Origin of the sequence: Chroococcidiopsis cubana SAG 39.79, assembly GCF_003991895.1 — a bacterium.
In the GTDB taxonomy this organism is placed as follows: Bacteria; Cyanobacteriota; Cyanobacteriia; order Cyanobacteriales; family Chroococcidiopsidaceae; genus Chroococcidiopsis; species Chroococcidiopsis thermalis.
This window is the reverse complement of sequence record NZ_RSCK01000011.1, coordinates 16,476-30,176: the sequence shown is the minus strand read 5'-3', so window position 1 is coordinate 30,176 and position 13,701 is coordinate 16,476. Positions and strand designations below refer to the sequence as shown.

24 protein-coding genes are annotated in these 13,701 nt (G+C 47.5%); all 24 read right to left on the bottom strand.

Translation table 11 applies throughout. The features are described from left to right. Positions 1 to 69: 69 nt before the first annotated feature. Entirely contained in the window at positions 70 to 987 is a 918-nt protein-coding gene (gene truA / locus DSM107010_RS09735) for a tRNA pseudouridine(38-40) synthase TruA (RefSeq protein WP_015152277.1), read from the bottom strand. 20 nt (positions 988 to 1,007) lie between these two features. Next, the gene (rplQ, locus tag DSM107010_RS09730; RefSeq protein ID WP_015152278.1) at positions 1,008 to 1,358 is read right to left on the bottom strand and encodes a 50S ribosomal protein L17; all 351 of its coding nucleotides are present in this window, start codon (positions 1,356 to 1,358) and stop codon (positions 1,008 to 1,010) included. 66 nt (positions 1,359 to 1,424) lie between these two features. Then, positions 1,425 to 2,372, bottom strand: coding sequence for a DNA-directed RNA polymerase subunit alpha (locus DSM107010_RS09725; protein WP_039714880.1), 948 nt, complete (start codon positions 2,370 to 2,372; stop codon positions 1,425 to 1,427). Between the two features lie 212 nt (positions 2,373 to 2,584). Next, complete coding sequence (rpsK, locus tag DSM107010_RS09720; protein WP_106166644.1) at positions 2,585 to 2,977, bottom strand: 30S ribosomal protein S11; 393 nt, start codon at positions 2,975 to 2,977, stop codon at positions 2,585 to 2,587. A 66-nt stretch (positions 2,978 to 3,043) separates the two neighbouring features. Then, a complete protein-coding gene (gene rpsM / locus DSM107010_RS09715) occupies positions 3,044 to 3,424 on the bottom strand; it encodes a 30S ribosomal protein S13 (protein ID WP_015152281.1) in 381 nt (126 codons plus the stop codon). Between the two features lie 100 nt (positions 3,425 to 3,524). After that, a complete protein-coding gene (gene rpmJ / locus DSM107010_RS09710) occupies positions 3,525 to 3,638 on the bottom strand; it encodes a 50S ribosomal protein L36 (RefSeq protein ID WP_015152282.1) in 114 nt (37 codons plus the stop codon). 110 nt (positions 3,639 to 3,748) lie between these two features. After that, complete coding sequence (infA, locus tag DSM107010_RS09705) at positions 3,749 to 3,973, bottom strand: translation initiation factor IF-1 (RefSeq protein ID WP_006196724.1); 225 nt, start codon at positions 3,971 to 3,973, stop codon at positions 3,749 to 3,751. 245 nt (positions 3,974 to 4,218) lie between these two features. Beyond that, on the bottom strand, positions 4,219 to 4,785 hold the full coding sequence (locus tag DSM107010_RS09700; RefSeq protein ID WP_015152283.1) for an adenylate kinase: 567 nt from the start codon (positions 4,783 to 4,785) through the stop codon (positions 4,219 to 4,221). Continuing rightward, complete coding sequence (gene secY, locus DSM107010_RS09695; protein WP_015152284.1) at positions 4,785 to 6,092, bottom strand: preprotein translocase subunit SecY; 1,308 nt, start codon at positions 6,090 to 6,092, stop codon at positions 4,785 to 4,787. The genes DSM107010_RS09700 and secY overlap by 1 nt, the downstream gene beginning before the upstream one ends. 62 nt (positions 6,093 to 6,154) lie before the next feature. Then, positions 6,155 to 6,601, bottom strand: a complete 447-nt coding sequence (rplO, locus tag DSM107010_RS09690) for a 50S ribosomal protein L15 (RefSeq protein WP_015152285.1) — start codon at positions 6,599 to 6,601, stop codon at positions 6,155 to 6,157. Between the two features lie 68 nt (positions 6,602 to 6,669). Beyond that, the gene (gene rpsE / locus DSM107010_RS09685; protein WP_015152286.1) at positions 6,670 to 7,197 is read right to left on the bottom strand and encodes a 30S ribosomal protein S5; all 528 of its coding nucleotides are present in this window, start codon (positions 7,195 to 7,197) and stop codon (positions 6,670 to 6,672) included. Between the two features lie 87 nt (positions 7,198 to 7,284). Beyond that, the gene (gene rplR / locus DSM107010_RS09680) at positions 7,285 to 7,644 is read right to left on the bottom strand and encodes a 50S ribosomal protein L18 (protein ID WP_015152287.1); all 360 of its coding nucleotides are present in this window, start codon (positions 7,642 to 7,644) and stop codon (positions 7,285 to 7,287) included. Positions 7,645 to 7,646: 2 nt separating this feature from the next. Further along, positions 7,647 to 8,186 carry a 50S ribosomal protein L6 gene (rplF, locus tag DSM107010_RS09675; protein ID WP_015152288.1) on the bottom strand — a complete coding sequence of 180 codons (540 nt, stop codon included), beginning with the start codon at positions 8,184 to 8,186 and terminating at the stop codon, positions 7,647 to 7,649. A gap of 84 nt (positions 8,187 to 8,270) precedes the next feature. Then, positions 8,271 to 8,675 (bottom strand): 30S ribosomal protein S8, encoded by a 405-nt coding sequence (rpsH, locus tag DSM107010_RS09670; RefSeq protein ID WP_015152289.1) that lies wholly within the window; start codon positions 8,673 to 8,675, stop codon positions 8,271 to 8,273. Positions 8,676 to 8,693: 18 nt separating this feature from the next. After that, on the bottom strand, positions 8,694 to 9,242 hold the full coding sequence (gene rplE / locus DSM107010_RS09665; protein ID WP_015152290.1) for a 50S ribosomal protein L5: 549 nt from the start codon (positions 9,240 to 9,242) through the stop codon (positions 8,694 to 8,696). A gap of 105 nt (positions 9,243 to 9,347) precedes the next feature. Further along, entirely contained in the window at positions 9,348 to 9,710 is a 363-nt protein-coding gene (rplX, locus tag DSM107010_RS09660; protein ID WP_015152291.1) for a 50S ribosomal protein L24, read from the bottom strand. Then, positions 9,710 to 10,078 carry a 50S ribosomal protein L14 gene (gene rplN, locus DSM107010_RS09655; RefSeq protein ID WP_015152292.1) on the bottom strand — a complete coding sequence of 123 codons (369 nt, stop codon included), beginning with the start codon at positions 10,076 to 10,078 and terminating at the stop codon, positions 9,710 to 9,712. The genes rplX and rplN overlap by 1 nt, the downstream gene beginning before the upstream one ends. Further along, positions 10,075 to 10,362, bottom strand: coding sequence for a 30S ribosomal protein S17 (gene rpsQ, locus DSM107010_RS09650; protein ID WP_015152293.1), 288 nt, complete (start codon positions 10,360 to 10,362; stop codon positions 10,075 to 10,077). The genes rplN and rpsQ overlap by 4 nt, the downstream gene beginning before the upstream one ends. Positions 10,363 to 10,368: 6 nt before the next feature. Next, entirely contained in the window at positions 10,369 to 10,602 is a 234-nt protein-coding gene (gene rpmC / locus DSM107010_RS09645) for a 50S ribosomal protein L29 (protein ID WP_015152294.1), read from the bottom strand. A gap of 3 nt (positions 10,603 to 10,605) precedes the next feature. After that, positions 10,606 to 11,025, bottom strand: a complete 420-nt coding sequence (gene rplP / locus DSM107010_RS09640) for a 50S ribosomal protein L16 (RefSeq protein WP_015152295.1) — start codon at positions 11,023 to 11,025, stop codon at positions 10,606 to 10,608. 62 nt (positions 11,026 to 11,087) lie between these two features. After that, the gene (gene rpsC, locus DSM107010_RS09635; protein WP_015152296.1) at positions 11,088 to 11,834 is read right to left on the bottom strand and encodes a 30S ribosomal protein S3; all 747 of its coding nucleotides are present in this window, start codon (positions 11,832 to 11,834) and stop codon (positions 11,088 to 11,090) included. A gap of 105 nt (positions 11,835 to 11,939) precedes the next feature. Next, positions 11,940 to 12,296, bottom strand: coding sequence for a 50S ribosomal protein L22 (rplV, locus tag DSM107010_RS09630; protein WP_015152297.1), 357 nt, complete (start codon positions 12,294 to 12,296; stop codon positions 11,940 to 11,942). Positions 12,297 to 12,376: 80 nt separating this feature from the next. Further along, positions 12,377 to 12,655 (bottom strand): 30S ribosomal protein S19, encoded by a 279-nt coding sequence (rpsS, locus tag DSM107010_RS09625; protein WP_015152298.1) that lies wholly within the window; start codon positions 12,653 to 12,655, stop codon positions 12,377 to 12,379. Positions 12,656 to 12,777: 122 nt separating this feature from the next. Then, entirely contained in the window at positions 12,778 to 13,641 is an 864-nt protein-coding gene (gene rplB / locus DSM107010_RS09620; RefSeq protein ID WP_015152299.1) for a 50S ribosomal protein L2, read from the bottom strand. Positions 13,642 to 13,701: the final 60 nt, after the last annotated feature.

Genomic DNA, 13,701 nt, shown 5'->3' with positions numbered 1-13,701 from the left:
GGTTTTACTATCCTGAAATAATCTACTGGAATATTTACCCTAAAATAATTTACTTGAAATAATTTGGGTTCATGTTTGTGCGGCAGCCTGAGAAAGTAGAGCAGATGCTATACAGGATGGAGTAGAAATCGGCTCTGTCTGTTCTGTTGGGGCAGCGGTTACATCTGGTAAGAAAAACTGGGGTTGCGTATCATACCAAACTTCAGCAGGAAAAGGAAATTCAGTATAGCCAACTCGCAGCAGGCACAAGCCAGCAGCAGGGGCGGCGTACTTGACTTCGGCGCGGCGTTGCTGCTGCCAAATCTCGGTAAAATTGGCTAGCGATCGCTGTCCGCTACCCACTTGAACCAGCAATCCCAGTAATAACCGCACCATGCCGTACAAAAAGCCATTTGCCTGCAATTCAATTTGCACGAACGAACCTTGACGATGGCATTCCGCTGCTTGTACTTCTACCCAAGAATGAGCGCGACTAGAACCCGCCCGATGAAAAGCTGCTAAATGGTGGTTGCCGAGTAGAGGTTTTAATGCTGCTTGAATTAATGATTCATCTAGAGGTACGTGATAATAGTGCCAGCTAAAAGCTTTGGCAAACAAATTCGGTCGGGGGTCGGTGTAGAGAGTGTAGCGATAGCGCCGCCACTTAGCAGAAAAGCGGGCGTGCCAATCCAAGCTCACCTCAGCCGAAGCGCGAATTAAGATATCTTCTGGCAGACGACTGTTGAGAATTGCTGCCCAGCGATGAGCTGGAATCGGACAATCAACTACATCAAAGTGAGCGACTTGGGCAGCAGCATGAACCCCAGCATCCGTTCTGCCTGCTCCATGAATGACAATTGGATAACCCAAGACCTTGGCGATCGCAGTTTCTATTTCTTCCTGAACCGTACGCTGCTGCGGCTGTCGCTGCCATCCATGAAAACGAGTACCCAGGTATTGAATTACCAGGGCGACTCTACTTGTCAATTCAGGTTGCCGAACAGCCATTTCCAAAGCGCCACAGTATTTTAAACGAGTTCGATAATTGCCATTTCTGCGTTGTCGCCCCGACGGCGTATCGTTTGTAAAACGCGAGTGTAACCACCAGCGCGGCTACCATAGCGATCGGGGACTTGCTCGAAGAGAGCGTGTACGAGTTGCTTATCGTAGATATATCCCATAGCTTGACGACGAGCTGCTAAAGAGCCGTCTTTAGCTAGGGTAATCATTTTTTCTGCTTCAGACTGTACGACCTTTGCTCTTACTTTAGTCGTGGTAATTCGTCCGTGTCTGAGTAGTTCGGTGGTCAGCGCTCTTAGTAGGGCGCGGCGTTGGTCTGCTGGTTTACTAAGTTTTTTAATGCTATTGCGGTGACGCATGATCGTAAAAGGATGTAGGGTCGGGGGTGAAGGATGGATTGCTACATCCTTCTTTCAAAGAGTATTTCAGGTAGGTTTAGAAGATTTTTCGTGCGGCAAGGTAATGCCTAGACGCTTCTGCAAGGCTTCGATCACTTCCTCTGCGGACTTCTGACCGAAGTTCTTAATTTCTAGTAGATCTTCTTGGGTGTAGTCTAGTAAGTCAGCTACCGAATTCACCTGCGCTCGTTTGAGACAGTTGTAAGCCCTAACGGAAAGTTGCAGTTCTTCAATTGGAATCTGACTAGTCGGGTCTTCGTCGGCGGGAATTTCGTCTTTCATCGCCGCCAGCGAGATGTCTTTTAAGGGTGTGAACAGGTCAACGAGAATATTTGCGGCAGAAGAAAGGGCTTCTTGCGGTGTTAGGCTACCATTTGTCCAAATTTCCATAATCAACCGATCTTTTTGCAGCGAGCCGTCTACCCGCGCATCTTCAACGCTGTAGTTGACCTTACGAACTGGCATAAAGATCGAGTCAATTTGCAGGTAATCGATGGACGTAGCTTCGTCGCGCCCTCGTTCGACCGTGCGATAGCCCTTTCCCCGTTCGACCCGAAATTCCATTTCTAATTTCGCCCCGTCTGCTAGGGTAGCTACGTACTGATTGGGGTCGATAATTTCTACTTCTGCTGGTAGATCGAAATGAGCCGCAGTAACTGTAGTAGCCCCGTGGACGAGCAATCGACCGGTTACGGCTTGCGAGGAGTGGCTTCTGAGGACGATTTCTTTCATCTGCATCAGAATTTCCATTACGTCCTCGCGCACGCCAGGAATTGTAGCAAATTCATGGCTTACTCCTGCAATTCGGACGGCTGTGACTGCTGTACCTTCTAGATTAGAGAGTAAAATTCGCCTTAAGGCGTTACCTACTGTCGTTCCTTGACCGCGATCGAGAGGTTCCAAGACGAACTTACTATATTGACTCCGATTCTCCTGCGTAATAGACTCAACACATTCGATTTGAAATTGCGCCACGGAGTAACCTCCCCTATTGTTAGCTCCTATAAATTGGCATAGCAACCGCTTGCCTGAATTACATGCCTGAATTTTTTTACCTGAATTTCTGACTTGATTTATCCGTTCCGCCGTTTCAGTTTCTAGCTGACTTTTGGGACAAGATAACGCGATCGCCCACTGGACGAACGCGCAGGTTGCAGAAATTTCCACATCTTTTTGGACATTTGAGTTTACACTCGGCGGCGTTTGGGCGGACGACAGCCATTATGTGGAATAGGCGTGATGTCGCGAATTAGAGTAATTTCTAATCCCGCCCCTTGCAGCGCTCTAATTGCTGTTTCTCTGCCTGCTCCAGGTCCGCTGACCATGACTTCGATCTGACGCATACCTTGGTCAACTGCGCGTCGTGCAGCACTTTCAGCGGCAGTCTGCGCGGCAAAAGGAGTGCCTTTCTTCGCTCCCTTAAAGCCGCTAGAACCAGCCGATGCCCACGAAATCGCATCGCCATTTTGATCTGTAATGGTGACTATGCTGTTGTTGAATGTGGATTGGATGTATGCCATGCCATTTGGTACGTTGCGTTTTTGCTTTTTCGTACCGCTTTTCTTAATTGGTCGCGCCATAGGGTTACGATCGGTTTAATTTTGCTCTACTCAATTCAAAAATGCTCTATATTGCTAGGAAGTTATTTATTTCCCTGGAGCCTTTTTCTTCCCTGCTACCGTTTGTCGTCTGCCTCGACGGGTACGAGCATTGGTACGAGTGCGTTGTCCTCTAACGGGTAAGCCCATCCGATGACGACGACCCCGATACGTACCAATATCGATCAGGCGCTTGATGTTCATCGTCTCCAAACGCCTTAAATCTCCTTCAACTTGATAGTTTGCTTCTATCTCGTTTCTCAGAGCTGCTACATCGGCATCGCCGAGATCTTTGACGCGGGTATCTGGGTTGACACCTGTAGTCGCCAAAATTTCTTTCGATCTCGTTAAGCCGATCCCATAAATATAGGTCAGACCGATCTCAATCCGCTTATCTCGCGGAAGGTCTACACCAGATATCCGTGCCACGCTGTTTCTCCCTAGTCTTGCTTTGCTGCAACAATATTCACTCTTTCATGGTGTTAACTGAGACACCATATGGCGACGATCGCCGCCAATCATTTTATAGTTAGCCTTGACGTTGCTTGTGTTTCGGGTTAGAACAAATAACCATTACCCTACCTTTACGGCGGATAACGTTACACTTTTCACAAATTCTTTTTACAGAAGCTCTAACTTTCATGACTTTTACATTACAAACTCTATATTATAATACTACGATTGGATTTTCCGCAAGAGTTTAGCACTCCTACTGAGTTTTCGGACTTGGATGTTGCTAAAAATTAACTTCAATTATTTTTTGCGCAGTCTATAGGTAATTCTACCTTTAGACAAATCGTATGGCGTGAGTTCGACTTTCACGCGATCGCCAGGTAGAATCTTGATATAGTTACGGCGAATTTTGCCGGAGATGTGGGCGAGTACGTTAAAGCCGTTGTCCAGATCGACGCGAAACATAGCGTTAGGCAGCGATTCTGTCACCGTGCCTTCCATTTCAATTAAATCTTGTTTAGACAACTTGTTGATTCCTCAACTCTACTGATTTTTCTGTGGAATTAGCTCTAGCACTTTTGGACATATTTTTCCACCGTTAATATATCTTATCGAAAATCGGGAGTCGGGAGTCGGGAAGAAGAGAACTGAAGAAGCAGAGGGGCTTCAGGCGCAGAAGGCGCTGCACCGCTCGCTTCAACACAAGAGCGCACCGCGCACCAACTTCTTACCAACTACCAATTACCCACATCCCACAACATCCCCAATAGTTAGCTATGAACTGCTGTTTGCAGGTGAGCCATCACTTCTTCCATCGAGCGATCGCCATCTACTGAAACGAGTTGTTGGCGATTGCGGTAGAAATCAATTAAGGGCGAAGTTTCTTGGTGATAGACTTCCAAGCGACGGCGAATCACTTCTTCAGTGTCGTCAGCTCGTCCTTCTTTTTCTGCCCGTTTCAGCAACCGATCTACAACGATCGCTTCTGGTACTTCTAGATTCACCACTCGCGTAGAACCTTGGTTAAGCTTTTGCAGCAGTTCGTCTAAAAATACTGCTTGGCTGAGCTTGCGAGGAAACCCATCTAGAATCCATCCCGCTTGCGCGTCTGATTGCTGAAGGCGTTCGGCAACGAGATCGTTTACTAGCTGGTCGGGGACGAGTTCGCCTCGGTCGGCATAGCCTTGAGCTTGAATTCCTAAAGGCGTGCGATCGCGCATAGCTTGGCGCAAAATATCACCAGTCGAGATATGAGGGATCTGCCAGGAATTGGCAAGGTGTTTTGCTTGCGTGCCTTTACCTGCTCCTGGCGGTCCCAAAAAAATCAATCGCGGCACTACTTCACCATTCCTTCATAACGCTGGGAGATCACATAGGTTTGAATCTGTTTTGCCGTGTCAATTGCCACACCAACCAGAATCAACAGCGAAGTCGCTCCTAATCCTTGGAAAGTCGGAACTCTAGTAGCACTTTCTACTGCTGTAGGAATAATCGCCACTGCGCCAAGAAAAACAGCTCCCAAAAATGTCAATCGATTTAATACCCGCTCGACGTATTCGCTGGTTGCTTTACCTGGTCTAATTCCTGGAATACTAGAACCCATCTTCTTCAAGTTCTGTGCCAAGTCAACCGGATTCACGATCAACGTGGAGTAGAAATAACTGAAGAAAACAATCATTACGAAGTACACTAGGGCGTAGAGCCAAGGCGTAGAACCGCCAGGACTGATTGCATTGGAGATGTTAATCACGTATTCGTTTTGGGTAAACCTAGCGAGTGAAGCTGGCAGAATTAGGACGGCAGAAGCAAAAATAATTGGCATTACACCGCCTTGATTCAACCGCAAAGGTAGATAGCTACTCCGCTCTAGATAAAGCTTGCGTCCTACTTGACGACGAGCTGAAATAATCGGAATGCGGCGCGTGCCTTCTTGGACGAAGACAATTCCGACAATCATGACTAAAAATACCAGCAACAGAACGATGACTCGTCCGATGGTTTCCCTGCCTCCAGTTTGTGCCAGAGTAATAGTATCGCCCAAAGATTTAGGTAGAGAGGCAACAATGTTGACAAAAATCAACAGTGATGCACCGTTACCGACACCGCGCTCCGTAATCAGTTCCGATGCCCACATGACAAACATCGAACCAGCTGTGAGTGCGATCGCGGTTTCAATCACAAATACTGGTCCTGGGTTAAGGGCAAACGGTCTGATCCAAATTGCTGCAATAAACGTACTTTGTAGAATTGCCCAACCTAAAGCGACGTAGCGGGTGACTTGAGAAATTTGTCGTCTACCTGCCTCACCCTCATTTTTCTGTAAATTCTCTAAAGCTGGAATCGCAGCCGTCAGTAATTGAATTATGATTGAGGCATTAATGTAAGGCAATATTCCTAAGGCGAAAACTCCCAAAGTTGAAAGTCCGCCGCCGGAAAAGATGTCTAAAAAACCGATGACAGCACTATTATTTTGTACGCTTTGAGCGAACTGTTCGCGATTGATTCCTGGTACGGGTAAAAATACACCCAAGCGAGCCAAAATTAACATGCCAATAGTCACGAGCAACCGTCCTCTCAGTCCGGCTGCCTGTGCCATTTGCATGAAAGTTTCTTGAGCTGTTGGGGCTTTATCTCGACTAATCATAAACGGCTACCTTTCTACTGCCATAGGCATTTGCGTTAAATAACTTCAGTGAAAAACTTTGGCTACTTAACGACTTCACAACTCCCGCCAGCTGCTTCTATCTTGCTTTTAGCTGATGCTGTAAAAGCTGCCGCTTGTACCTTGAGAGCAACGTTTAATTCCCCATCTCCCAAAATTTTAAGCGAACCTTTAGCAGCTTTAATTATTCCCGCCTCTTTTAACGAGGACAAGTTTACTTCCGTATCAGCAGGAAGTGAAGACAGCTTGCTTACATTAATCGTAATGTATTCTTTACGATTAATAATTGGAAAGCCTTTCAACTTAGGTAGACGGCGATACAAGGGCTGCTGTCCGCCTTCAAATCCTGGTCTAGTGCCACCACCAGAACGGGCTTTTTGTCCGCGCATCCCTTTGCCGGCACTCGCGCCCTGTCCGGCAGAAACTCCTCGACCGAGACGACGAGCGCGTTTTTTTGAGCCTTTTTGGGGTCTAACGTCAGTTAGTCTCATAACTTTTTTGTTAGTTTGTCATTGGTCATTGGTTATTAGTCATTGGTCATTTGTTTGACGCATGACGATTAGACGATATAGAGCTTTTCTACTGGAATGCCGCGTTCTTCTGCGACTTCAGCAAAAGTGCGGAGTGTAGCAAGGGCATTAACGGCAGCTCTAGCATTATTCAGGGGGTTGTTGGAACCTAGCTGTTTGGCTAGAATATTCCGCACTCCTGCTAATTCCAGTACGGTTCTGACTGCACCCCCCGCAATTACACCCGTTCCAGGTGCGGCTGGACGCATTAAGACTTTTGCGCCGCCACCAGTGCCATTAGTTGGATGGGGAATCGAGTTAGATTTGGTCAATGGAACATCAATGAGATGTTTTTTGCCATCTGCTACGCCTTTTTTCACAGCGCCGATCACATCTCCAGCTTTACCTACTCCGATCCCAACTTGACCGCGCTCGTTACCGACAGCGACAATGGCACGGAAGCTGAGTTTTTTTCCTCCCTTGACGACCTTACTCACCCGCCGGATTTGAATCACCCGCTCTTGAAAAGTTGTTTCTTTTTCTTTAGTGCGATTAGCTTTGCGACGACCTGTTGCCATATTGAGTGCCTCTAAAAATGTTAATTGCTAATTGTTAATCGTTCATTGTTAATTGCCATCAACTATTAACTATTAACTATTAACAAATTAAAAATCTAATCCTGCTTCCCGTGCTGCGTCAGCTAGTGCTTTGACTCGACCGTGGTAGAGGTTTCCGCCTCGGTCAAAGACAACTTGTGATATACCTTTAGCTTTAGCGCGTTGGGCAATTAATTTACCGACTTCCACTGATGCTTCGCACGTTCCTTTAGATTCGAGGGATTTTAAATCTGGGTCTAAAGTAGAAGCAGCTACCAAAGTATGATGTTGGGAATCGTCTATGACTTGAGCGTAGATATGCTGGTGAGAGCGAAACACTGCTAGGCGCGGGCGTTCCGTACTGCCTACGACAACTTTTCTGATCCGACGATGCCGTTTTTCCCTGGATTCTTGACGACTGAGCTTCATAATTACTTCTTACCTGCCTTACCAGCTTTACGTCTGACGGCTTCTCCGGCGTAGCGAACGCCTTTACCTTTGTAGGGTTCGGGCGGGCGCTTGTCGCGAATTTGAGCGGCGACGTTGCCAACTAATTCTTTGTCAAAGCCGCTGACAATGACATTCGTGTTGTTTTCTACTGCAAGTTGGATGCCTTCGGGTGGCTCGATTTGTACGGGATGGCTGTAGCCAAGACTGAGGACTAAGTTGCGTCCTTGAACTTGAGCTCGGTAGCCGACTCCCTGAATTTCTAACCGCTTTTGGAATCCTTGCGAAACTCCATCCACCATATTTGCCACTAGGGTGCGGGATAAACCGTGGAGTTGGCGCGAGAGGCGGGAATCATCTTGCCGTTTGACTAAAATTGTGTCTCCTTCCTGTTCCACCGTAACGGCACTGGGAAGGACGCGAGCGAGTTCCCCTTTAGGACCTTTGACGGCAACGTGGGAGCCGTTAATGGTGACGGTAACCTTGCTGGGGATGGTAATGGGACGTTTGCCGATTCGAGACATGATGAACTCCTTGTTTGTCATTAGTCATTGGTCGTTGGTCATTGGTGAATAGAAATGACAAATAACAAATGACAAGTGACGAATTTACCAGATATAGCAGAGAACTTCGCCACCTAGACCTTGACGGCGGGCTTCGCGATCGGTCATGATGCCGTGCGAGGTGGAGATGATAGCAATGCCAATACCACCTAATACTCGCGGTAATTCTTTTCGGTTGGAGTAAACTCGCAGTCCTGGTCTGCTGACTCTTTTGAGCGCCGTGACGATCGGCTGGCGATTTTTACCCTTGTACTTGAGGGTAACTACCAGATTGCGTTTTACCCCTTCTTGCGCTTCTTCTTCAAACTGGGCGATAAAACCTTCTTCTTGTAAGACTCTGGCAAGGTTGCGAGTCATTTTGGTAGAAGGGATTTTTGTTGTCTGATGCCGCGCCATATTAGCATTGCGGATGCGCGTCAGCATATCAGCAATTGTGTCGTTAGCCGCCATCGTTTCCTCTTGTAGAATTTATTGATCTCGGAAGGGCATACCAAATGCTTTGAGTAAGGCACGACCTTCCTCGTCAGTATTGGCAGTGGTAATGATGGAAATATCCATACCGCGAATTTGGTCGATACTGTCGTATTCGACTTCGGGGAAAATTAGCTGTTCTCTTACGCCAAGGGTGTAGTTACCGCGTCCGTCGAAGCTTTTGGGGCTGATGCCGCGAAAGTCACGAATCCGAGGTAAGGCAAGATTGACAAAGCGATCGAGGAAAGCGTACATGCGATCGCCCCGTAGAGTTACCATAATGCCTACTGGCATCCCCTGACGAATTTTAAAGCCCGCGATCGCTTTTTTTGCTCGCGTGACTACGGGTTTTTGACCTGCGATCGTTGCTAGCTCAGTCAAAGACGATTCCATTGCTTTAGCGTTTTGTGCTGCTTCACCTAAACCTCGGTTTATGGTGATTTTCACTAGCTTGGGGACTTGATGGACGTTTTTGTATTGAAATTGCTCCACCAATTGCGGCACAATTTTCTCTTGGTATATGCTTTTGAGTTTTGACGATGCCATAGTCTTTCCTTGTTTACCCTGGTCTTGGTCAGGGAATTATATTTGTCATTCGTCATTTGTCAATCACTCATCACTAATGACTAGTGACTAATGACCCATGACTAATTATTTGTCGATGATTTCACCAGTTTTTTTCAGCATCCGCACTTTTTTGCCTTCTTGGTTGAAGGTATAGCAAATTCGGCTAGCGACGTTTTGCTTGGTGGAATAGTGCATGACGTTGGAACTGTGGATGGGAAATTCTAAGGTAACGATCCGACCCGATTCCCCTTCTTCTTTGGGCTTGACGTGCTTAGTTTTGACATTTACGCCTTTGATAATCACTTGGCTTTTTTCTGGAAGCGATCGCACAATTTCGCCGACTTTACCTTTATCTGCTCCAGAAATTACCTGTACCGTATCGCCAGTTTTGACGTGCATTTTGTGGCGAACTGGTTTATTTTCTTTGGCTCCTTTTCTCTTTGCCATTACAGCACCTCCGGCGCTAAAGAAACGATTTTGGTATAGTTTTTATCCCGCAGCTCTCTAGCTACAGGTCCAAATACCCGCGTTCCTCTGGGGTTGCCATCTTGGTTGATAATCACGGCAGCATTGTCATCAAAACGAATGCTCATGCCGCTATCACGTCGCAAACCTTTGCGGGTACGAACGATCACCGCTCGCACGACATCGGATTTTTTGACTCCCATATTGGGAATGGCATCTTTAACGACGGCGATAATTACGTCGCCGACGTTCCCGTAACGACGATTACCAGCGCCAAGGACGCGGATACACATTAATTTTCGCGCCCCACTATTGTCCGCGACGTTGAGATAGGTTTGGGGTTGAATCACTGTTGTTCTCCCGTTGTGGTAGTTACAGCAGCGATCGCGGTGGTGGGACTATCGAGAATCTCTATCACTTCCCAGCGTTTCGTACGGCTGAGAGGTCTAGTTTCGCGAATGCGGACGCGATCGCCCTCTTTACATTTATTCTCTTCGTCATGAGCTTTGTAGCGCCGAGTACGCACGACAATTTTGGCGTACTTGGGGTGAGGAGAGCGGTTTTCTACCGCAACTACCACAGTCTTTTGCATTTTGTCGCTCACGACTAAGCCAATTCTTTCTTTGACTGCCATCGTTACTTACTCTTCTGTTGCGGGTTCAGCTTCATTCGTGTTTGCCAGTTGGCGCTCGCGTTCCACCGTCAGCAATTGCCCTAACCGATGTTTGGCGTGCTTGATTTGGTGCGGCTTTTCTAACTGGCGAGTTGCTTTTTGCAAGCGCAGGCTAAACAATTGCTTTTTAATCGCAATAATTTCTGTTGCTAACTGTTCGTCAGTTAATTCTCTAGCTTCTGAAATCTTAGGTAGGGGCATGACTTATACTTGCTCCTCCTCGCGCATAATAAACTTTGTTTGAATTGGTAGTTTGTGAGAAGCCAACCGCATTGCTTCGCGAGCAGTTGCTTCTGGTACGCCAGCGATTTCAAACAAAATTCGTCCTGGCTTAACTACAGCTACCCAAAACTCAGGCGAACCTTTACCCGAACCCATACGGGTTTCAGCCGGACGCATGGTAACGGGTTTATCGGGGAAAATCCGAATCCAAATCTTCCCACCACGACGGATATAGCGAGTCATGGCGCGACGGCTTGCCTCAATTTGCCGAGAGGTAATCCAAGCTGGTTCTTGAGCTTGTAGGGCAAATTCACCAAAGTTGATGTTGCTACCTCTGGTGGCAAGTCCTTTCATTCGTCCGCGTTGTTGTTTGCGGAATTTTGTTCTTCTAGGGCTTAGCATGGTTTGTCATTCGTCATTTGTCATTTGTCATTTGTCATTTGTCATTTGATGACGAATGACAGTTAACCTTCGTTAGAACGGTCTTCAAACTGCTGCCGTCGGCGCTGCTGTTGACGGCGGCGGGGTTGATTGGTTCCAGGGGTAGGCTGTGGTTCTTGTCCAGGGATAATTTCTCCCTTAAACGCCCAAACCTTGATTCCTAAAATGCCGTAAATGGTTTTTGCGGTACAGTAGGCGTAGTCTATATCTGCCCGTAAGGTGTGTAATGGCACTCTACCTTCGCGCGTCCATTCTGTACGGGCAATCTCTGCGCCGTTAAGCCGACCGCCAACTTGAACTCTAATCCCTTGAATGCCTGCTCTTTGAGCGCGTTGAATCGCTTGGCGTACTACGCGGCGGAAGGAGACGCGACGCTCTAACTGTTGCGCAATGTACTCGGCAATTAGAAAGGCATCGGCATCAACTTGGGCGACTTCGACAACGTTAATCCGAATTTGGCGTTGGCTGCCCAGAAGTTCTTGAAGTCCGTTACGCAAGGCTTCAATGCCAGCTCCACCACGACCGACGACTACACCAGGGCGAGCAGTGCGTAACTCTAGCTCGATTTGATCTGCTTTACGCTCGATCCTAACTTCAGCAATTCCGGCATTATTGGCAGCATAACGACCTAGCTTCTGCTCGATGTATTGCCGTAGTTTATAGTCTTCTTGGAGAATTTCAGGATATCGCTGTGGCTCGGCAAACCAACGAGAGTGGTGTTCTTTGGTAACGCCGAGGCGAAAACCGACTGGATGAATTTTTTGTCCCATAGTTGAGGGGTAAGGGGTAAGGGGTAAGGGGTAAGGGATAAGAGGCGAGAGGCAAGAGGTTTTTCCCCTCAGCTCCCTCAGCTTCCTCAGCTTCCCCAGCTCTCTTTATTGAGCTGCTACGGCGATCGTGATGTGACAGGTCGGCTTGCGAATCTGATACGCTCGCCCTTGCGCTCTCGGACGGAAGCGCTTCAGCACTGGTCCTTGGTCGGCATAGGCTTGGGTAATTTTTAGCTCGGATGGTTCTAATCCAGCGTTGTGTTCGGCATTAGCAACGGCAGAACGCAGCACTTTCAATACTGGTTCACAGGCACGGTAAGGCATGAACTCTAGAATAATTAATGCTTCCCGATACGATCGCCCCCGAATTTGATCGAGGACGCGCCGCACTTTAAAAGGAGACATGCGAATGTAACGGGCGATCGCTTTGATTTCTTGTGTATTAGTTGTGTTTGTAGCCATAACTTTCTCCGTTTTTGTCATTCGTCATTTGTTATTTGTCATTAGCTAGAAACAAATGACTAATGACTAATGACAAATGACTACCTACCTGCTTTTTTGTCACTCTTGGCGTGACCGCGAAAGGTGCGGGTGGGAGCAAATTCACCTAATTTATGTCCTACCATTTGTTCGGAAACATAGATGGGAACGTGCTGTCTGCCGTTGTGAACTGCGATCGTGTGACCGACCATCTGTGGCAGAATTGTCGATGCTCGCGACCAAGTTTTGATGACCTGTTTTTCGCCTCGTGAATTCAGCTTTTCAATTTTGCTGAGTAGGCTATCGGCAATGAAAGGACCTTTTTTTAAAGAACGACCCATAGTTTTATGTGGTTGGTAATTGGTAGTTGGTAGTTGGTAATTGGCGATTTAGGCAAGAGGCGAGAGGCAAATTTTGACTTTTGACTTCCCATTACCTATTACCCATTACCCATTACCCAAATTTAGCTTTCGCGACCGCCACGTCCACGCTTGGAGGATTTACGACGGCGACGGACGATTAAAGCAGAACTTGGTTTTTTCCGCTTACGAGTCTTCATACCTAATGCTGGCTTACCCCAAGGGGTAACTGGACCCGATCTACCAATGGGCGCTCTACCTTCACCACCACCGTGTGGGTGATCGACGGGGTTCATAACGCTACCCCGAACGTGGGGCTTTTTACCTTTCCAACGGGTGCGACCAGCTTTTCCTGCGCTGAGGTTTCTCGCGTCGGTATTACCAACTTGTCCAATTGTGGCGTAGCATTCACGACGAATCATGCGGACTTCGCCGGAAGGGAGCTTGAGGGTGACGTAATTACCTTCTTTGGCTACCACTTGGGCGCTAGCACCAGCAGCACGGACAATTTGTCCGCCGCGTCCTGGTGTTAGTTCGACGTTGTGGACTGTCGTACCAAGGGGGATGTTAGCTAAAGGTAATGCATTACCGTCTTCAATAGGCGCATCCACTCCGGCTGTCACGACTGTTCCTACTTTCAAGCCGTTTGGCTGAAGAATGTAACGCTTTTCTCCATCTTGGTAATAAAGTAAGGCAATCCTAGCGTTCCGATTGGGATCGTATTCGATCGCTGCGACTTTGGCTGGAATGTTGCGCTTGTCGCGTTTGAAATCGATGATTCGGTAGAGTTGTTTATGTCCGCCACCGCGAAAACGAGAAGTGATGACACCGCGATTGTTCCGTCCTTTAGGATTGTGAACGTACTTTACCAGCGACTTTTCTGGTTCGCTTTTGGTAATTTCAGCAAAATCGGAAACGATCCGTTGGCGCGTGCTAGGGGTGTATGGTCTATAGGAACGAGTACCCATAATTTTTTTCCTTAGTCATTTTTCCTTAGTCATTTGTCATTTGTGGCGATAACGAATCAC